At 65.8% G+C, this 19,507-nt stretch carries 21 protein-coding genes; 8 read left to right on the forward strand and 13 right to left on the reverse strand.

Translation table 11 applies throughout. From position 1 onward, the window contains the following. The first annotated feature begins 1 nt into the window (after position 1). From JJ918_RS01775 to JJ918_RS01810, 8 genes are all read left to right on the forward strand, one after another. Positions 2 to 301 (forward strand): ACT domain-containing protein, encoded by a 300-nt coding sequence (locus JJ918_RS01775; protein ID WP_291882516.1) that lies wholly within the window; start codon positions 2 to 4, stop codon positions 299 to 301. After that, complete coding sequence (locus JJ918_RS01780) at positions 283 to 1,872, forward strand: 2-isopropylmalate synthase (protein WP_291882519.1); 1,590 nt, start codon at positions 283 to 285, stop codon at positions 1,870 to 1,872. The genes JJ918_RS01775 and JJ918_RS01780 overlap by 19 nt, the downstream gene beginning before the upstream one ends. 16 nt (positions 1,873 to 1,888) lie before the next feature. Then, positions 1,889 to 2,845, forward strand: a complete 957-nt coding sequence (locus JJ918_RS01785) for a branched-chain amino acid transaminase (protein ID WP_291882521.1) — start codon at positions 1,889 to 1,891, stop codon at positions 2,843 to 2,845. Next, positions 2,835 to 4,265, forward strand: coding sequence for a 3-isopropylmalate dehydratase large subunit (gene leuC / locus JJ918_RS01790; RefSeq protein WP_291882523.1), 1,431 nt, complete (start codon positions 2,835 to 2,837; stop codon positions 4,263 to 4,265). Before JJ918_RS01785 ends, leuC begins: the two co-directional genes overlap by 11 nt. Continuing rightward, positions 4,258 to 4,836: a 3-isopropylmalate dehydratase small subunit gene (leuD, locus tag JJ918_RS01795; RefSeq protein WP_291882525.1), complete on the forward strand. Its 579-nt coding sequence runs from the start codon at positions 4,258 to 4,260 to the stop codon at positions 4,834 to 4,836. Before leuC ends, leuD begins: the two co-directional genes overlap by 8 nt. Beyond that, positions 4,833 to 5,891, forward strand: a complete 1,059-nt coding sequence (gene leuB, locus JJ918_RS01800) for a 3-isopropylmalate dehydrogenase (protein WP_291882528.1) — start codon at positions 4,833 to 4,835, stop codon at positions 5,889 to 5,891. The genes leuD and leuB overlap by 4 nt, the downstream gene beginning before the upstream one ends. Positions 5,892 to 6,159: 268 nt before the next feature. Beyond that, entirely contained in the window at positions 6,160 to 6,528 is a 369-nt protein-coding gene (locus JJ918_RS01805) for a GFA family protein (RefSeq protein ID WP_291882531.1), read from the forward strand. Then, positions 6,529 to 6,666, forward strand: coding sequence for a hypothetical protein (locus JJ918_RS01810; protein WP_291882532.1), 138 nt, complete (start codon positions 6,529 to 6,531; stop codon positions 6,664 to 6,666). 105 nt (positions 6,667 to 6,771) lie between these two features. Here JJ918_RS01810 and JJ918_RS01815 read toward each other — a convergent pair whose 3' ends face one another. The 13 genes from JJ918_RS01815 to JJ918_RS01875 all read right to left on the reverse strand — a co-directional run bounded on the left by JJ918_RS01815 (position 6,772) and on the right by JJ918_RS01875 (position 19,331). Then, positions 6,772 to 7,509 carry a DUF3800 domain-containing protein gene (locus JJ918_RS01815; RefSeq protein ID WP_291882533.1) on the reverse strand — a complete coding sequence of 246 codons (738 nt, stop codon included), beginning with the start codon at positions 7,507 to 7,509 and terminating at the stop codon, positions 6,772 to 6,774. 154 nt (positions 7,510 to 7,663) lie between these two features. Beyond that, a complete protein-coding gene (locus JJ918_RS01820; protein WP_291882534.1) occupies positions 7,664 to 8,998 on the reverse strand; it encodes a hypothetical protein in 1,335 nt (444 codons plus the stop codon). 263 nt (positions 8,999 to 9,261) lie between these two features. Beyond that, the gene (locus tag JJ918_RS01825; protein ID WP_291882535.1) at positions 9,262 to 9,948 is read right to left on the reverse strand and encodes a hypothetical protein; all 687 of its coding nucleotides are present in this window, start codon (positions 9,946 to 9,948) and stop codon (positions 9,262 to 9,264) included. A 157-nt stretch (positions 9,949 to 10,105) separates the two neighbouring features. Further along, positions 10,106 to 11,269: a membrane dipeptidase gene (locus JJ918_RS01830; protein ID WP_291882536.1), complete on the reverse strand. Its 1,164-nt coding sequence runs from the start codon at positions 11,267 to 11,269 to the stop codon at positions 10,106 to 10,108. 133 nt (positions 11,270 to 11,402) lie between these two features. After that, positions 11,403 to 12,314: a hypothetical protein gene (locus JJ918_RS01835; RefSeq protein ID WP_291882537.1), complete on the reverse strand. Its 912-nt coding sequence runs from the start codon at positions 12,312 to 12,314 to the stop codon at positions 11,403 to 11,405. 110 nt (positions 12,315 to 12,424) lie between these two features. Further along, positions 12,425 to 13,933 (reverse strand): alkaline phosphatase, encoded by a 1,509-nt coding sequence (locus JJ918_RS01840; protein ID WP_291882539.1) that lies wholly within the window; start codon positions 13,931 to 13,933, stop codon positions 12,425 to 12,427. Between the two features lie 188 nt (positions 13,934 to 14,121). Further along, positions 14,122 to 14,970: an ATP-binding protein gene (locus tag JJ918_RS01845; protein ID WP_291882541.1), complete on the reverse strand. Its 849-nt coding sequence runs from the start codon at positions 14,968 to 14,970 to the stop codon at positions 14,122 to 14,124. Then, entirely contained in the window at positions 14,967 to 16,151 is a 1,185-nt protein-coding gene (locus JJ918_RS01850) for a PP2C family protein-serine/threonine phosphatase (RefSeq protein ID WP_291882542.1), read from the reverse strand. The genes JJ918_RS01845 and JJ918_RS01850 overlap by 4 nt, the downstream gene beginning before the upstream one ends. 7 nt (positions 16,152 to 16,158) lie before the next feature. Next, positions 16,159 to 16,461 (reverse strand): STAS domain-containing protein, encoded by a 303-nt coding sequence (locus JJ918_RS01855; RefSeq protein ID WP_291882544.1) that lies wholly within the window; start codon positions 16,459 to 16,461, stop codon positions 16,159 to 16,161. A 36-nt stretch (positions 16,462 to 16,497) separates the two neighbouring features. Next, positions 16,498 to 16,827, reverse strand: a complete 330-nt coding sequence (locus JJ918_RS01860; protein ID WP_291882547.1) for an Hpt domain-containing protein — start codon at positions 16,825 to 16,827, stop codon at positions 16,498 to 16,500. A gap of 76 nt (positions 16,828 to 16,903) precedes the next feature. Continuing rightward, positions 16,904 to 17,968 carry a LacI family DNA-binding transcriptional regulator gene (locus tag JJ918_RS01865; protein ID WP_291882549.1) on the reverse strand — a complete coding sequence of 355 codons (1,065 nt, stop codon included), beginning with the start codon at positions 17,966 to 17,968 and terminating at the stop codon, positions 16,904 to 16,906. A 107-nt stretch (positions 17,969 to 18,075) separates the two neighbouring features. Beyond that, positions 18,076 to 18,750: a ChrR family anti-sigma-E factor gene (locus JJ918_RS01870; protein ID WP_291882552.1), complete on the reverse strand. Its 675-nt coding sequence runs from the start codon at positions 18,748 to 18,750 to the stop codon at positions 18,076 to 18,078. Further along, positions 18,747 to 19,331, reverse strand: coding sequence for a sigma-70 family RNA polymerase sigma factor (locus tag JJ918_RS01875; protein ID WP_291882555.1), 585 nt, complete (start codon positions 19,329 to 19,331; stop codon positions 18,747 to 18,749). Before JJ918_RS01875 ends, JJ918_RS01870 begins: the two co-directional genes overlap by 4 nt. Positions 19,332 to 19,507 lie beyond the last annotated feature (176 nt).

Below are 19,507 nucleotides of genomic sequence, written 5' to 3' on the forward strand. Positions count from 1 at the left end.
CATGCTCAACACGCTCATCATCGAACTTGCCGAAGCCGAAGGCGCCCTGATGCGCCTCATCGGACTTGTCGAGCGCCGTGGCTACATGATCGGCACGCTGGACAAGAGCGAAGCGCGTGAAGGCCAGTCCACCATCACCCTGCAGGTGACACCGCGCGATGCGGCGCGCCAGCTAGATGTGCTGATCCGCCAGATCGGACGCCTGATGGATGTACGCGCCGTCTTCACCCCGGAAATCGCGGCCGCCGAAGCGGCTCACGCCTCATATCACTGGAGACAGGCATGTCCGCCCCGAAACTGAGCCCCGTACCCAGCAGCCAGCCGGAACGGCTGCACATTTTCGACACGACGCTGCGCGACGGCGAACAGGCCCCCGGCTTCTCCATGACCGCGCCGGAAAAGCTGGAGATGGCGCATCTCCTGGCCAATCTGCGGGTCGATACGATGGAGGCCGGCTTTGCCGCCGCGTCGCCGGGCGATGCTGAAGCCATCCGGCTGATCGCGCAGGAAGTCCGGGGGCCGACGATCTGCTCGCTGGCCCGCGCGACGGAAAAGGATATCGACGCCGCGGCCTATGCGCTGGAGCCGGCACAGCGCAGCCGCCTGCACGTCTTCATCGCCACAAGCCCGATCCACCGTGAAGCCAAGCTGCGCCTGTCGCGCCGCGAGGTGATCCAGACCATCGAGCGTTGCCTGAAGCACGCGGCTGGCCGGTTCGACGAGATCGAGTTCTCGGCCGAGGACGCCCTGCGTACGGAACCGGAATTCCTGGTCGAGGCCCTGAGCTGTGCCGCCCAGAACGGCGCCGACGTGCTGAACGTGCCCGACACGGTCGGGTATTCCGAACCGGACGAAATCTATCGCGTCTTTGCCGACCTGGTGGCCAAGGTGGAGCGGCCGGACCCTGTGATCTTCTCGGCCCACTGCCACAACGATCTGGGGCTCGCCGTCGCCAACTCGCTGGCCGCGGTGAAAGCCGGTGCGCGCCAGGTCGAGTGCGCCATCAACGGCATCGGCGAGCGGGCCGGCAATTGCTCGCTGGAAGAGATTGTCATGGCGCTGCAGGTGCGGGCCGACATCTTCCCCGCCGTCAGCCATGCCGACGCGACCCAGATCTGGGCCGCCAGCCAGCGCCTGTCCCGCATGACCGGGACCGCCGTCGCACCGAACAAGGCGATCGTCGGCAAGAATGCCTTCGCCCACGAGGCCGGCATCCACCAGCACGGCATGATTGCCGACCGGCGCACCTATGAGATCATGACCCCGGAGAGCGTCGGCGTTCCCGGTTCCTCGCTGGTACTGGGCAAGCATTCGGGCAAGCACGCCCTGTCGCAGCGCCTGGCCAAGCTGGGCTATCAGCCCGATCCGGACCGGCTGAACGACATCTTCGCCCAGTTCAAGGCTGCGGCCGACCTGCATGGCGAGATCAATGATGCCGATCTGGTCGCGATGATGGAGGGGTATTCGGCCTCCGGTTCGCAATGGACGGTTCTGCGGACCGAGCTGCGCACCACGGCCGGCCGCAAGCCGAAACAGTTTGCCCGTATAGAGCTGGAACACCCCGTACGCGGCCGCATCTCCGACATTGCCTCGGGCGACGGACCCGTTGCGGCGGCCTTTGCGGCCGTCCAGCGGATCACCGGCACCGATGTCGACATCATCAGCCTGGAAACCCGCATGCGGGCCAATGGCACAGGCCGCGAATTCGTGGCCGATATCGAGGTCGAGATCGACGGCCGCCGCTTTTCCGGCCGGGCCCGCGGACCCGACATTGTAACCGCGGCCATCGACGCCCTTCTGTTCACCCTCGATCGCGGCGAAGCCTACGACCGGGCCGAGGCCAACCAACCCACCCCGGCACACGCCGTCTGATCAGGATATCAAGACCATGGCTATTTCCGAAACCGACTTCATCTGGCGCAATGGCGAACTCATCGACTGGCACGAAGCCCAGACCCATGTGCTGAGCCACGCCCTGCATTACGGCACCTCGGTGTTCGAGGGCATCCGCTGTTACGACACGCCGTCCGGCCCGGTGATCTTCCGGCTCACCGACCACATCCGGCGCCTGTTCGATTCCGCGCGCGTCTATCACATGCCGATCCCTTTCACCCAGGAGGAGATCGAAGCGGCCTGCCGCATGGCGGTTCGCGCCAATCATCTCAAGAACGCCTACATCCGGCCCATTGCCTATTTCGGCTATGGCGGGATCGGCGTCCTGCCGGGCAAGGACACCCGTATCGATGTCTGCATCGCCGCCTTCCCCTGGGGCGCCTATCTGGGCGAGGACGCGCTATCCAAGGGCGTGAATTGCTGCATCTCCAGCTGGAACCGCGCTGCGCCCAACACCATCCCGACCGGCGCCAAGGCCGGCGGCAATTACCTGTCCTCGGTGCTGATCAGCCATGAGGCCCATTCGCGCGGCTTCGACGAAGGCATCGGCCTGGACGTCAACGGTCTGGTGTCCGAAGGCGCCGGCGAGAATATCTTCGTCGTCTCCGACGGCATCATCCGCACGCCGCCGACCTCGGCCTCCATCCTGTCCGGCCTGACCCGCGACAGCGTGATCAAGCTGGCCGAGGCGGAAGGCTATGACGTGCGCGAGCAGACCCTGTCGCGCGAAAGCCTCTATGTCGCCGACGAGATCTTCTTCACCGGCACCGCCGCCGAGATCACGCCGGTGCGTTCGGTCGACGGCCATATCGTGCGCTGCGGCGGGCGCGGCCCGGTTGCCGAGAAGATGCAGGAGCGCTTCTTCGGCCTGTTCACCGGCGAGACCCCGGATCATCACGGCTGGCTGCAGCCGGTGCAGGACAATCAGATGGAGGTCCAGCATGTCGCCTGATAGCGGGCGTCCGCGATCCCTGTTCGAGAAGGTCTGGGACGCCCACCTGGTCAAGGCGGAGACGGCCGATACGCCGGCCATGCTCTATGTCGATCTGCACCTGGTGCACGAGGTCACCTCGCCCCAGGCCTTTTCGGTACTGGCCGAGCGCGGCCTCAAAGTGCGCCGGCCCGACCGCACCCTAGCGACGATCGACCACGCAACGCCGACGCTGGATTTCGCGCCGGGCGAGGCCCCGCCCTATGCCACCGACGCGGCCCGCAAACAGGTCGAGACCCTGCAGGCGAATGCGTCGGCGCACGGGATTACCCTGCATGGCTGGGACAGTGAGCATCGCGGTGTGGTGCATGTGATCGGGCCGGAACTGGGGGCGACCCAGCCGGGCATGACGATTGTCTGCGGCGACAGTCATACTGCGACGCATGGCGCTTTCGGGGCGCTGGCCTTCGGGATCGGCACGACGGAAGTCGGCCATGTGCTGGCGACGCAATGCCTGTTGCAGCGCAAGCCGAAATCCATGCGGATCACACTGGACGGCCCTACTGCGCCAGGCGTTTCGGCCAAGGATATCATCCTCGCGGTGATCGCCGAGATCGGTGTGGATGGCGGTACGGGATGCGTGATCGAATATGCCGGCGAGGCGATCGAGGCGCTCGACATGGAGGGCCGGATGACGGTCTGCAACATGTCGATCGAGGCGGGCGCGCGCGCGGGGATGATTGCCGCCGACGAGACCACATTTGCGTGGCTTAAGGGTCGCGAACATGTGCCGTCAGACCCCCATAAGTGGGACATGGCGGTGACACACTGGTCACATTTCCGCTCCGATCCGGGCGCGCGCTTCGATCATGAGGTCGTGATCGATGCCACCCGGATCCGGCCGATGGTCACCTGGGGCACGGCACCGGATACCGGCATCGCCGTCGACGCGCCGGTTCCGGCCGCGCGGTCGGCCTCCCATGCCCGCGCGCTGGGCTATATGCAGTTCGAGGCGGGCAAGCCGGTTTCCGGCGCGAAGGTCGACCAGGTCTTCATCGGCTCGTGCACCAATTCCCGCATCACAGACCTGCGCGCCGCCGCCGCGATCATGAGCGGACGCCGGGTGGCGCCAGGCGTGCGCGCCCTCGTGGTGCCCGGCTCGGTCGCCGTGCGCAAACAGGCCGAGGCGGAGGGGCTGGACCGGATCTTCATCGAGGCCGGCGCGGAATGGCGCCAGCCGGGCTGTTCCATGTGCATCGCCATGAATGGCGACAAGGGCGAGCCGGGCCAGCTGATCGTCTCCACCTCGAACCGCAATTTCGAGGGCCGCCAGGGTCCCGGCGCGCGCACCGTGCTGGCCAGCCCGGCCACGGCGGCCGCGGCCGCGATCGCCGGTCATGTCATCGACCCGGCCACGCTGATGGAGCCCGCCCATGCCTGAACGCTTCACCACGCTGACCAGCCGCACCTTCGTGATCGACCAGGAAGACATCGACACCGACCAGATCATTCCCGCGCGCTTCCTCACCACGACCTCGCGCGACGGGCTGGGCGACAAGGCCTTCCACGACTGGCGCTATGACAGTGAGGGCAAGCCGCTGGAGACCGTCGCCCTCAACGCGCTGGACACGGAAACCCACCGCATCCTCGTGGCGGGGCGCAATTTCGGCTGCGGCTCCTCGCGCGAGCATGCGCCCTGGGCGCTGCACGATTTCGGCTTCCGCGCCGTCATCTCCTCGGAGATCGCCGACATCTTCCGCTCCAATGCGGCCAAGAACGGCCTCCTGCCGATCCTCGCCCCGAAAGAGGCGCATGACTGGCTGCTGGCCCATCCCGATGTCGAGATCACCGTCGACCTTGCCGCCCAGCGCGTCGAGATGGGCAACGGGCCCGGTTTCGGCTTCACCATCGAACCCTTCGCCCGGCACTGTCTGATGGAAGGCACCGACCCGCTCGGCTTCCTCACCGCCAATGAAGACGCCATCACCGCTTACGAGACACAGACCGCATGACCTATCGCATCGTCCTTCTGCCCGGCGACGGGATCGGCCCGGAAATCACCCGCGTCGCCCGTGCCGTCATCGAACGGGCTGCCGCCCTGTCCGGCTTTTCGGTCCAGTTCGAGGAGCACGCATTCGGCGGCGCCTCGATCGACCGCTATGGCGAACCCCTGACCGACGAGACCCTGGCCGCCTGCCAGGCCGCCGACGCGGTTTTCCTGGGCGCAGTGGGCGGACCCAAATGGGACCAGGCCCCTTCGCGCCCCGAAGCCGGCCTTCTGGCCCTGCGCAAGGCGCTCGGCGTCTATGCCAATCTGAGACCTGCCAGCGTGCACCCCGCGCTGGCGGACAAGTCCCCGCTGCGAGCCGACCTCGTAGCGGGGACGGACCTCCTCATCGTGCGCGAGCTGACCGGCGGCATCTATTTCGGCCGGCGCGAGCGTACGGACAGCCAGGCCTCCGACACCTGCACCTACAGCCGCGCGGAGATCGCCCGCGTCGCCCGCGTCGCCTTCGAACAGGCCCGCCTGCGCCGCGGCCGTCTCACCTCGGTCGACAAGGCCAATGTGCTGGAAACCAGCCGCCTGTGGCGCGAGACCGTCTCGGAGATGGGCGCGCGCGACTATCCCGATATCGCGCTCGACCACATGTATGTCGACGCCGCGGCGATGCACCTCCTGCGCGCGCCGGCCAGTTTCGACGTCATCGTCACCGAGAACATGTTCGGCGACATCCTGTCCGACGAGGCCTCCATGCTGCCCGGCTCGATCGGCCTTCTGGGCTCCGCCTCGCTGGGCGAGGCCCGTCCCGGCATTTTCGAACCCATCCACGGCTCGGCCCCCGACATTGCCGGCCAGGACAAGGCCAACCCGTTCGGCGCCATCGAAGCCGCCGCCCAGCTCCTGGAATCCCTCAACGAACCCGCCGCCGCCACCCGCATCCGCAAGGCAATCAACGCCATGCACGAGGCCGGCGAATGGACCGGCGATCTCGGCGGGGATCTGACGTGTTCGGGCGCCGGGGTGAAGCTGGTGGAGCGGCTGGAGGCGGAGGCTGTGGCGGCTTAGGGCTTACTCGCCCCCATCGCCTCCCCCGGCTCAAGGCCGGGGTCGGCACTTCCCCCGCTACGCAGGGGAAGCCTTGATCAGGGCTCGCCCCGCTTGCGGGGGAGCTGTCCGCGAAGCGGACTGAGGGGGCGGCGCGGAAGCGCCGCGCAGCGCGTCAGCGCGCAGGTTTGCTCTGACAGCTCAGCCCGGACAGATCCTCACCGCAGCAGTGGCCGGATCGCGTCCTCGCGGTGTAAGCCTTCCCGCCTGGCCAGGACGGAGAGGTCTCATGGACACGATCACCGGCGGTTGCCTGTGCGGCAAGGTGCGGATCACGGCATCGGGGCGGCCCGACCGGGTCGGCGTCTGCCACTGCCTGGACTGCCGCAAGCATCACGGCGCACTCTTCTATGCCGCCGCAATCTTCCCGGAGGACGCCGTCACCGTCGACGGCGAGACCCGCAGCTATCAGGGCCGCCACTTCTGCCCCGCCTGCGGCTCTTCCGTCTTCGCCCGCACCGGAAACGAAACCGAGATCCATCTCGGCACGCTGGACAGCCCGGACCGGTTCATGCCGAGCTATGAATGCTGGGTGGATCAGCGGGAAAGCTGGCTGCCGGAATTCCCGGTCGAGGCGCGGTATGCGCGGGATCGGTAAGTGTCACAGTCTTCGCCGGACAAGGCCAACCCGTCCAGCGCCCTCGGAGCCGCCGGCAATCCCGGCGGAGACCTGACGTGCTCGGGGGTCGGCGTGAAACTGGTGGGGCGGCTGGAGGCAGAGGCTGTGGCGGCTTAGGGGGATATTGCCCTGACCGCCCTGTCTCACTATATTGCTTGCATCGGACTGGGGGTTGTTCCCGGTCGGCGACTGGCTCTGGGGCTTCCCGGAGCCTTTTGCTTTTCACGGGAATATTTTTAGCCCCCAGCCCGCAACAGCACCTGTCGGGCTGCGACGCAGTTTCGGCTCGATAATGTCCCACGCCCTGTTCGGTTGACCCCGGTCGAGAACGTACCGCCCTATAGGCCGGGCAGTGAGGTCCGCGAGCTGAAGCCCGGCCGAATTGGTCTTCTTGTCGGCGAAGACGATCTCGAAATCCGGCATCTCGCCCACATAGTTCGCACCATCTCGAATGCGCCGGAAGGCAAGCTCCAGCTCGTCGTCCTCGCGCTTGCCCCGGCGCTCGACCACGATGTGTGTGGTGAGTCCGTGCTGACCGCATCCACGCAGAAAGGCATGCGCGCGCTCCATACAGAATGTCAGTGCCATTTCGTACGGATTGGCGGGCGCTGCATAGCGGCGGGCAAGCTGGTCCTTGTGTATCGCTGCGGCCACGATAGTGAATTGAGCGTTCTGGATAAGGCGACTGAGGCCGCCCATGAAATCCTCGCGCTTGGTGCGGCTTTTCAGAAACACAAACGGCGGCTTCTGTTTGCGTATCTCATGCTCGTGCAGAACGACGATATCGTGACCAAAGTGAGCAAACTTGAAAGCCTGCACTTGCGGGGCGACAACGTTGGCGTAGTGCTCCTTGCGGAAGATGCAGAAGTCCAGCACGAACACGGGATAGTCCCGGTCAATAGCGGTCAGGGTGTGATCGCCGCTTTCATCGACATAGATGATGTAGTCGCCATACGGCATTAGACGTATCTATCCAGACTACAACCCAGTGCGAATTTTTGCCGGCTTGGAGTCAAGGCGTCACGGGCGTTCTGCCCCCAACAATCGCCTCGTCCCGGGTTCGGAAAAGGCCATGCTAGTCGTCCATCAGATCGCATTGGGCGGTCAGCTGCCGCTACTCGGCCCCGACATCCTCCACCTCTTCCTCTACGGCGCTCCGAAGTCGAGGCGCTGGCGGACGCCACGCTGTGAGCCGCTGCGCGACAGAGCCGTAAAAGTCGTTCACCACCAACTCCTCCAGCGCATCGATGAATGTCTTGCGCCCGGCAAATCTTCGTCCATCCTTCATCATCTTCATTACGACGAAAGATCCCGGCACCATGGACCGGTCAGGATGTGCGTGGCACTGCTCGTCCGCTAAAGCCTCGGCGAGTGTCGATGCCGTTTGTGGCGCCCGGCCCGGCCAATTTGCGAGAACCATCACCTCGTCACCGTTGGCGTCCTTCAGCTGTCGCAGGAGCCAGTTCAGCCGGGATCTCTGTTGCGCCTTGTCTTTGGGCGCTTCCAGCTTCATCGATACGCGGATTGTGCGGGTGTTGAGATCTGCTTCGACATCAATCGGCGCGGCAGTGTCGGGCACAACGATTGTCGCGCTTAGGCAGCACTTCTCAGCCAATTCCCGGGTATCGTCTTGCATACGCTCTCGGGGATCAGACCGGTGACGCGGGGACAACTTCAACTCGGCCGGCGCGCCGGTCTTCCGGGAGAGAAGCAGACATAGGTCTCTTAGCTCGCTGTGCCAGCTGGCGACCACACCGAGAGCTTCGGGGCTTGCCTTCGAAATGCCGGTTCCCGACCGCAGCCGATCCAACACACTGGTCCACTCCGTTCCCATGCTATCGAACCGTTTCAGACCGGCGCTGGGGTGCAGGAGAAATCTTTCAAGTTCCCTCAAAAGAAAAACGTGGTCGGCATCTTCTACATCATCGTTTAGGGCCAGGAGATTGATCGATGTGAGCAACGAAAACCACGAGAAATGTAGCAGTTCGACGCTCCTGGTTAGACGCCGATCTACGCTGATCGGACTATGCTCCGGAAGCGGCGCGAAGTCGTTCGTCATGGTTACAACAGCATCGACCCCGACTTCCTTGGCGAGCCGGAGGTACGCTTCCACCTGCTCTTGCCTTAGCGACGCATTTCCGATTTTTGCCTCGACGAAGGCCGACCAGCTTTTCTTGCCGGTGCTGACCACGATCAGACCATCGGGACGTAGCTTGTCGCCCTTTCGTTTGGGGAAAGTGACTTCTGTGTAAGCCTCGATCTTGGTTTTCACACCATGCCGGCGACCAATGGCATTCAGCATGCTCGCCCCGAACTCCGGAACCTGCGCTAGCGTAGCCAGAACGATGGAGAGCGTCCGCCCCTCCTTAGAGCTCTCAGCAAGCACCGGGAACAAACGCGCCCGCTCGCCGCGAGCCTCGAAGCCGTCGATGTCTTCCATGCGTTCCATGCATTCCCCCTTGTAGTTGTAGTCACCCTACTTACGTCCAAACCGGGCGTCTACAAGAAGCGAAAAGACGACCTGTGTAGTCCCCTGCGAAACCCGTTGAGTTCAAACAGCGTCAGACCAAGAGCACACGAGTCCGTGAACTTCTGGAGACTGAAAATAAGCTCCGCTACGCAATAAGGTCTGCGCAGTTTGCAACTATGATGCCTTCTCAGGCAGCGGGTAGGCGAACCCCAGCGCATTCGGAGCTACTTCTCCCCACAGTCTCACTCCACCGCCACCACCACCCGCGCCTCGGCCCGGTCCAGCACGCCTTGCGACAGCCCCTCCCAGAGCGCACTCTCCAGGCCGGCGTTTATGATGTCGGCCATGGAGGCGCCGGTGGGGGCGAGGTCTTCTATGTAGATTATCATCAGCTCCTCGCGCGGATTTTCGGCGTCGAGGATGTGTTTCATGGTGGCGTTGATGGTCTCGGCCGGCAGGGTGTAGCCCGCCTCGTCGAGCACGGCGCGCATCATGGCATTGTCGGAGCCCGCCTGCGGCACATCGCTTGCGCCTTCGCCGAAGCGGGCGCGGACGAAGAAATTGGCATCGCCCAGCGCGCGCTGTTCAAGGTCTGACAGGTGGAAGTCATAGCCGGCCTCCGGCAGGGACGGCAGATAGGCCTCGAACTGGATCCAGTAGAGCCGGTCGACCATCCGGTCCTCGCCTGCCTCGACGAAGAGGTGCATCTCGGCATCCACCGCATCATAGAGCGCCCAGCGCCGTCCGCCGGCATAGACCGCGCTGTCGGGCACAACGATGCGCGCCTCCGGCAGATGCGGCGAGACGAGCGTGCCCGCCGCCTCGACCTTGCGCATGGGGGCCGGCCAGGGCGCGGCGTCCGGACAGCCGGGCGCGGTGCACACATGGGTGGCGAGCGTGACGGCGAAGGCGCTGAGGGTCAGGGGCATGAGGGCATGGCTCCGTCTGCTGGATCGGTCCGATGCGGACCAGCAGACCCGGCGGGCGCGGGCGGAACCAATGAAACATCGGTAAGATAAAGGGATTTCTCGCCGCTGTGTCTCCGAGGCCCCGGTGCGCCCCTGAAGACCCGGGCCGGCCTCCCCCCTATTCCGGCAATTGCGCCCGGAAAAAACGGATCGCATTGCCGCCCATCACCTGGCGCACATCGTCTTCGCTCAGGCCGGCCGCCAGCAGGCGGTCGGTGAGGACGGCGTATTCGGATGCGTCGAATGTGGTGGTGATGGTGCCGTCATAGTCGGAGCCGAGGGCGACATGGTCGAGGCCGACCAGGTCGATGGCGGCGATTATGGTGTCGGCGACGCCGGACGGGCTGTCATCGCAGGTCACATCTTCCCAGAAACCGATGCCGATCAGCCCGCCTTCCGCGGCGATGGCGCGCATCAGCCCGTCGGGAATGTTTCGGGTGACCGGGCAATGGCCGTGAATGCCGGTATGGGAGACCACGAGCGGCCGGTCGGTCATCGCCAGAACCTCGGCCACCACGGCGGGCGAGGAATGGGCGACATCGATGATCATGCCGCGCTCAAGCATGGCGGCGACGGCCTCGCGGCCGAAATCGGTCAGGCCCGCGCCGGAGACGCCGTGCAGCGATCCGCCCAGCTCATTGTCGAAGAAATGCTGCAGGCCGATCAGCCGGTAGCCGGCCTCCCAGAGCGGTTCGATATTGGCCAGATCGCCTTCCAGCGGGTGCGCGCCTTCCGTGGCGAGGAGGCCGCCCATCGCCATCGGGTCGCTCTGCCGGGCGGCCAGCACCGCGTCGAGATCGCCGCGCGTGCGGATAACGGTGAAGACGTCGTCATTCTCGGCCAGGCGGTTGAGGCGGTCGGCATGGTAGAGCGCGCGATTGCGGATCGAGCCCCAGGTGTCGACCGGCCAGCGCTGGGCGATGGCGAGCGGGGTGATATTGTCGCTGTCGGCGGAGTTTTCCTCGTAATTCATCGAGGACGGCGTCTTGGTGACGCTGGAGAAGACCTGGAAGGCCACCCGCCCTTCGCGCAGGCGCGGCAGGTCGGTATGGCCGCGATCATGCCGCTGGGCCGGATCGCGCATCCACAGCAGCATGTCGGAGTGCAGGTCGGCGACGTCGAGCGTGGCGTGCAGGGCCTGCGCCTCGGCGGAGAGGGTATAGGGTTCGTGCGGCAGGACGAGATTGCGTCCGGCATCGATGCGCACGGGGATGACGTAGAAGAAGAGGCCGGCAGCGACCGCAATGAGGATGAGCACGCCGCCCAGAATGATCCGCTTCATCGCCATTCCCCCTCGTGAACCGTGTTCACAAGCTGTAGCGTGAAAGCCTGGTGCCAGACAAGAAAGCAGACAAGAAAAAGGGCCGCCCGGATTGTCCGGACGGCCCTTCGTGTCTGGTGTCAGCCGGGACGGCCTATTCGCTGTAGAGTTCCGAGATCGACAGCGACGCGTTGGCATTCTCGCCCTGGCGGTAGGAACCGATCCAGATGTCATAGGTGCCCGAGGCCGGATTATGGAAGGTCAGGGCGGGGTTGAGACCGCTGTTGCCGCCATCATCATTGCAGTGCCAGTTGCCGTTCGGGTCGTTGACCAGGATGGTCGTGTCCGACGAGGAGGCCGCCGACAGGATCAGCGGCAGGGAGGAGCCGGCCGTGTAGCGCAGCTCGAAGTCCGGCGCGGCGGACACCCAGCCGGCACAGCCGCTGCGCACGTCCGACGCGCGGTAGGCGCCGCCGGAGACGATGTCGACGCGATAGGGGTCGGGCGTGAAACCGGCGCGCAGATTGGCGCTGCCGAAATTGGCCGGCAGGGACCAGTCGATCCCGCCATAGCTGTTGCCGCCGCCATTATAGCTGCCGCCGGAACCGCCGAGTTCGGAGATGGCGAGAACGGCGTCGGCGTAATCGCCCTGGCTGTAGGAGCCGACCCAGATGTCGTAGCGGCCGGACTGCGGGTTGGAGAAGGTCATGCTCGGATTGAGCCCTTCACCGCTGTCATCGTCGCAATACCAGTTGCCGCTGGGCCCGTTGACGACGAGCGTCGTGTCGGAGCTGGAGGTGGCGCCGATGGTCAGGTCGAACACGGTGCCGGCGGTGTAATAGACCGAATAGTCCGGCGCATTGGCGATCCAGCCGCGGCAAGACGAGGACACATTGGCAGCCGAGCGCGCGCCGCCGGAGGTGATGCGCACCGTGTAGGGATCCGGCGTGAAACCGGAGCTCAGATTGACGCTGCCATAGGTGGGCGGCGCGGAAAAATCCTGGGCGATGGCCGGAGCGGCGCAAACCAGGACGGCCGCAGCGGCGGCAAGAGAACGAAACTGCATGACGGATCCCCTTTCACGCCTCCGGCCCGGCCACCCGCGTGCCGTCCCATCCGGTTGCGTGATCACAGTTTAGACGATCCTGCCACTGAACCACAGCTGAACGGTTATTTTTATTCCGCTGCGTCTTCGTCCCCGTCTTCGTCCGCGTCCGGCTGCCAGCCGAGCGCGGCGGAGATCAGGTGGAAGACCGTGTTCTGCTCGATCGAACCGCCGAACCAGTGCGCCCGCGGACCCGTGGCATAAAGCGCCACATCGGCCCCGGAATGGGTCTCGTCGGACAGGGCGATCGCGGTTTCCTGGCGATAGTCGGGCGCCAGCACGGTCTCGTCGTCCAGCGGCTCACCCTCATGGGGGCGTACATTGGGACCGTTCTGATAGCCCAGCGTGGTGTAGGGACGGCCGGTCTCGTCCAGCGTCAGCCGCGGCTCGGAGCCCGGCTCGTACGGATTGGCGCGGCGCACCAGGCCGAGAATGGGATTGCCGCGGCCGGGATAGCCGGAGAAGGTCATGGTGTGGCCGTGATCGGCGGTCACCACGATCAGCGTCTCGTCCAGATCGACCCGTTCCAGCGCCGTCGCGATGGCGGCGTCGAAGGCCTGCATGTCGGTCAGGGCGCGATAGGCGTTGGTGACATGGTGGGCGTGATCGACCCGGCCGGCCTCGACCATCAGCACATAGCCGTCCTCATTCTGCGACAGGCGGTCGATGGCAAAGGCGGTCATTTCCGCCAGGGAGGGCTCGTCGGCCTCGCTGCGGTCGGCCTCATAGGCCATGTGGCTGTCGGTGAAGAGACCCAGCACCGGCGCACCGGCGGCCGGATCGAGTGCCCGGAAACCGGCTGCGTCGGTGACGGCGACGCGGTCGTGCGCCTGCCATTCCGCGATCAGATTGCGTCCGTCGGCGCGCACGCCGCCCTCGGCCTCGGGCAGGAAACGGGCCCGGCCGCCGCCCAGCGCCAGCTCGATACCGTCGCCCTCATCGAAGGCCAGCAATTGCGCGGCAATGTCGACACAGCCCGCGGCGACGCCCTCCGGCCGCATGTCGCTGTCGGCTTCCCAGGAGCGGATCAGGCTGTGCGCATAAAGCGTGGCCGGCGTGGCGTGGGTCAGGCGGGCGGTCGAGACGATGCCGGTGGCGAGGCCCCGGCGTTCGGCCAGCTCGACCAGGGTCGGCGGCAGATCCGCATCGGGCGCGCAGGCGTCGAGGAACTGGTCCGGCCGCACGCTGACCGCGCCGGAGCGGGTCTTGTGACCGGTCACCAGCGCCGTTGCCGTGCTGGCACTGTCGGCGACCTGGGCGTCGGCATTGTAGGTGCGCACCAGGGCTGTGCTGGGGAAGGCCTCGAAGGAGAGCGTGTGCGTCTCGCCGTCGCCGGCCTGCTCGCCGCCATAGATCCGCGCGGCGGAAATGGTGGGGATGCTCATGCCGTCGGCGATAAAGAGGATGACGTTGCGGGCCTGCTGCGGACGGACGTCGATCGCCATGCGGCGATCCAGCTCGGCGCGCGCACGCTGCCAGTTGTCGCTGTCACTGCCGGTATCCTGAAGGGTCGCGGCGCTCGCGGCACCGGCCAGGAAGACGCCCAGGACAACCGCCGGGCCGAAGGATTTGATACGCACGTCGTGACCTCGTTCCGCTAGAGCGTGATCCGGTGAAACGGAAGCCGGTGAACCGGTTCGATCACGCGATCGCTCAGAATTCCGGAGCAGAGACGATTCCGCAGGAAACCATCCTGCTCCAGGTCGCGCAGGCCTACCGAATGCGGCCGGGAATGACCAATGAAAGTTTCAAGTCGGCGCAGCGGCACTCAGCCCGCCGGCCCGTCCAGCAGGATCACCGCCTCGACCACACTGCCCGAGCCCATATAGGTCAGCGAGGAGAAGGAGAGGGTGCGCGCCAGCGTGATCCCGCGGCCGCGATAGCCTGCACCGGCCGGCGGCCCCGTCAGGAAAGCCTCGTGATCGAACCCCTCGCCCTCGTCCTGGATGGTGAAGGCAATCATCCGTGCGCCGCGCTGGAAGGTGACGATCACCCGGCGCTCGGCATAGGCGGGATCGGCCAGCCGGCGCTCGACCTCCTCGCGCCAGGTCCCGGCGATCAGCAGGTCGCGCTTCTGTGCACCGGTGATTTCCAGATTGCCGTGCTCGACCGCATTGACCAGCAATTCCTGCAGACCGACCACGACGGCGTCGGAATTGGGACAGGCCAGCGCCAGCATGGTCGACAGGTTGCGCGCCTCGTCGAGCGTGCGGAAGACGAACTGGCCGCTCATGATCGTGCCGATGGCGGACTTGCGGCGCGCCACATCGGCCTGCAGTTCCAGCACCTGTTCGCGATAATCGCAGGCCGCCTCGAAGACCGACTTCAGCGACGCAAAATCGGTATCGCGCGACAGCACGAAGTCGGCCTGGACCTGGCTGTCGGCCCGTTCGGTCAGGAAGATCGACTGCATCGCCTCTCCGGCCCGCAGCCGGGCCGCCTTCAGGGCACCCAGATGCGCATCGTCGGCGATCACCACACCGATCTCGCCGGTTTCCGGCAGGGCGGTCTCGCCAACCAGCACACCGCGCGGCTCGCCCTGCAGATAGTCACCCAGCCGGCGCGCCAGCGGGCCGTCGGACACCATCATCCAGATCAGGTCGTCGCGGTGTTTCATGAGGCATTCAGTCCGATCAGCAGGAAGGTCAGGTCGTCGCGGAATTCAGCATCGGGCCGGCCGAAGAGACGCGTCAGCAGTCGGGCTGAGAAGGCATCGCTGCCGGCGGCCGCCTCAGCCTGTACGGCCATGGCTATATCCTCGGCTCCCAGACTGGCGTCGGGATTTTCGAAGTCTTCGTACAGCGCGTCACTGTAGGCGAACAGCCGGTCCTGCGGTCCCAGCTGTGCAGAAAAGCACTCATACTCGGCGTCTGCCAGACACCCCAGGATCAGACCGCGCCCGGACAATTCCTCCCAGCGGCCATCGCCGCGCAGGATCAGGGGCGGCGGCGCACCGGCCACGCCATAGCGCATTTCGCCTGCACCTGCGTCGATCACGGCATAGAAGGCCGTCGCGAAATGCTCGACCGGCAGGATCGGCACGAGCGTCCGGTTGAGCGCTGCCAGCCAGCGGGCCGGATCGGCCCGCTCCTGCACCAGTCCGGCGGTGATCATGTTGACCCGGAAGGCGTTGATGGCGGCCGACACACCATGCCCGGACAGATCGACCATGAAGACCGCGAACCGGGTCTCGTCCACCGGGAAGACCTGCCAGAGATCGCCGCCCAGCATGTGCGAGGCGCGGTAGAAGGCGGTCATCGCGGCGCCGCGCGGTTGCAGGATTTCAGCGACATCCTCCGGCCCGGGCAGGAGCGCGAGCTGCATCGACTGGGCCGCGCGCAGCTCGTCCTCCATCCGGTCCTGATAGCGCTGCAGCCGGCCGATCATGCGGCGGCGTTCCAGATGCAGGCGCACACGGGAGACCAGCTCGCCGGGATTGAGCGGTTTGGAGACGATGTCGGACGCCCCGACCTTGAAGGCATCGACCCGGCAGTCCGCTTCCTGGATGCCGGTCTGCACCAGGATCGGAAGATCGAGCGCCAGCCGGCCACGGATTTCCCGGCAGACCTCGAACCCGTCCATGCGGGGCATGCGGATGTCCAGGATAACGATATCGGCCGTATTCGCCGCGAGCCATTCGATCGCTTCGACCCCGTCACCGGCATAGGCAAGGCGGGTATAACCCGCCGCTTCCAGTACCGAACCGATGAGGAGCCGCGAAGACGCCTGGTCGTCGACAATCAGGATCCGGTCGCGCGCCGGCTCGTGGTGCCCGGACTGGGAGTGAGCGACGTCCATCCGCGCCTCAGCCGATCGGGATCAGCTGCTCGATCCTGGAAAGCTCGACAACCTTGGCAACCTGTCCGGAAACACCGCGCAGGCGCAGACCGCCACCGCGCTTGACGATGCGGTCATTGGCCATGATCAGCATGCCGATACCCGCCGAGTCGATCATGGTCAGCCCGGACAGGTCGAACACCACCGGTCCCGGCGCCTGGTCAGCGAGAATGCCGACGAGTTCGCGGAAACGTTCGTGATCGTCAAAGGTGAGGACACCTTCGATCATGACCACGACCGGACTTCCGGTGAATTCGGATCTGTATTCCATCGTCACTCCCCGGCCCGCCCCAGCGGCGGGCGCTCGTCAGACCGCTTCGGTCAGGCGGGTCAGGGCCACCTCCAGCTCGGCATTCAGCGCATCCCGGGCCGCACTGTCGTCCTGCTCCAGCGCAGCCGCAACCGCCGCCAGCCGGATCAGCCCGATATTGGCCGCCGCGCCTTTCAGCGCATGGGCGGTGGCATGGGCGTCGGGGCGCTCCCCGCGATCCATGGCAGCCCAGTAGGTATCCACCAGCCGCCGCAGGTCAGCCGCGAATTGCACGCTCATGTCGCGAAACACGGATTCGCCGACCGCTCCGACCAGGGCCTGGACGGCTGCGCTATCGATTTCCGGCTTGTTGCGCCAGTCGGACATGGTTCGCTCCGCGATGAAGTCCCGCAAGGGGCGCGACTTTAGTCACCACTCCAGCATGCGGGCAAGCGGCGAGCGCCTAACCGGTGCTGGCGGGTGGCGCGACGGATTCCCGCAGGACGATCTCGGATCCGATTTCATGCGGCTCCGCATGACCGCATTCCTCGCCCGCACGCGCTGCATCCAGCCGGCCGGCAAGAATCGCGACAGCCTCTGCCGCCATGCGCGAGACCGGTTGGCGGACCGTCGTCAGTTGCGGCCAGACCGCTGTTGCGCTCTGGGTATCGTCGAAGCCGGCAACACTCAGCTCGCCCGGCAGATCGAGCGCCAGCCGGTGGGCCTGGGCGATCACCGCCACCGCCATGTCGTCATTGGCGGCAAAGATCGCCGTCGGCCGGGGCGACAGGGCCAGCAGCCGCTCGGCCGCCCTGAGACCGGAGCGATAGGTGAATTCACCGGGAACAATAAGCGACGGATCAACGTCCAGGCCAGCCGCCGACAGGGCCTCGCAATAACCCGCATGGCGTTCACGGCTCGCACGCTGCCCGTCCGGGCCGCCGATAAAGCCGATGCGGCGATGGCCCTGCTCGATCAGGTGCGCGGTCATGCTGCACGCCGCGGCCCGGTCGTCCGTGACGATGCCGGGCCCGTGATCGCCGGCTTCATCCGGCGCGATGCGGATGAAGGGCAGACCGGCCGCCTCGATCGCCGCCAGGACGCCGGCATGATTGCAGACCGGCGGCGGCAGGATCATCCCGTCAAACCCGCCTGTCTCCAGCATGGCCTCCACTGTGCCGGCCCAGTCGCTTTCGCTGGCGCCGCAATTCTCGACCACGAGATGATAACCGGCTTCGCGGCAGCGGTTCAGCGCGCCGATCAGGAGTTCGGAGACATAGCCCGCGCCGGGATTGTCGTAGAGCAGGCCGATGAAATACGTGTTCGCGCGCGCCAGGTTTCGCGCGGACAGATTGGGCCGGTAACGCAGGTCGCGAATGGCGGCCTGGACCCGCTCACGGGTCTCCGGACGCACATTCGCTTCGCCGTTCAGCACACGCGACACGGTCATCGCCGACACGCCGGCGCTTTGCGCCACATCCTTGATGGTGGCACCGAATTGCTTGTTGGCCCGCGTTTTCACAGTCATCGTGTCGGGTACCGGCTCTGGCGTCCAATCGCTGACCGGATGGTAGCGCAAACGCAGCATACCCGCTTGATGCCCGGGGACAACTGCAGCGCGGTGCCGCACGGCAGTCAGAGCCCGGTGAAGACCTGGAAAGCGCGCAGCACAGGGCTTTCGAATTTCAGCTTGCCCTCGGTCAGCGCGAGACAGACGCACTCGCCACCCTCATCGATACGGATATCGTGCTCGACGCCGGGATAGGCCTCCTCGACATCACCGGGGCGGTATTCCTGGTCACCATCCCAGAAACTGCCCTTGAGGACGAGGGTGAGCTCGGAACCGCGATGGCCGTGATGCGGGATTGCGACGCCCGGCTGGGCTCGCAGCAGCCACAGCCGCTCGCCATGCTCGCCGCGCCACAGGATCGCCTTGCGCATGCCGGGGCCCAGGAAGCCCCAGCGCACCGGGGTGCCGGTGCGGGCCAGATAATCCTGCAGCGCCTGCGGCAGGCACAGGCTGTCATCCACGACTGCCGTCGCGCCGGGAAGGGCAGACGGCGTCTCGTCCTCCTCGCTGCCGGCACGCCGGAGGATATCCTCGACGCTGAAACCGAGCGGCACGTCTTCACCGTCCGACGCGTCCAGCATGGCGCCGCCGAGCGTTTCCAGCGCGGCGACGCGGCCACGGGCCTCGTCCGACAATTCCACATGCGATGCCATCATCACGTCCTGCGCCTCGGTTCCAAGCGTTCCCGCGGCGTAGTCGAGATACCAGCTGTCATCCAACACATGACCGCGCTGGGTCATTTCCATTCTCCAAGACCTTGTCTCATTTTGTTCATGGCGAGCCTGACACGGGACTTCACGGTTCCCAGCGGCAGATCGAGCCGTTCGGCAATCTCGCTGTGCGAGAGGCCTTCGGTGAAGGCCAGTTCCAGCACGAGGCGCTGATCGTCCGGCAGTCCCGACAGGGCACCGGCAACGCTCTGACCGGCCTCGGCCCGTTCATACAGATCGTCGGGCAAGGGCTGATCCGGCGGCTGGAAGTGCGGATCGTGCTCGTCGATCTTCCGGGCGCGAACCGCCTTTCGGTAGTGATCGATGTGCGCGTTCCGCGCGATCGTGTAGATCCAGGTTGCCGCCGACGCCTTGGCCGCATCAAAGCTCGATGCACGCCGCCAGATCGCCAGCATCACATCCTGCGTCAGGTCGTCGGCCAGAGCCGCGGAAACCCGCCGGTTCATCAGGAAGCTGCGGATTCGCGGCGCGAAATGATCGAACAACGCCCGGAAAGCCTGCGCATCACGCTGCCTTCCGACCCGCTCAAGCAGGCCGGCCAGCCGAGCCGCGTCGGAGATGGACCGACGACGGTCGGTATCGTGCGTCATGCGTGCCTTCCCGGTCTCGACCGTTTCGCGTCTGGCCCTTGCGGGCGGGGTGTGAAGGGCAGCGTACATGCTTCGCGATACGATTGCACCGCCCTGCCGGATCACTGACGGCCTGCGCGCCGGTCAGTGATCCGCCGCCACGCCGCCCGCGTAAACCCCGGATATGGCCGCACTTC

It is taken from the genome of Maricaulis sp., assembly GCF_017642925.1.
Taxonomy (GTDB): domain Bacteria; phylum Pseudomonadota; class Alphaproteobacteria; order Caulobacterales; family Maricaulaceae; genus Maricaulis.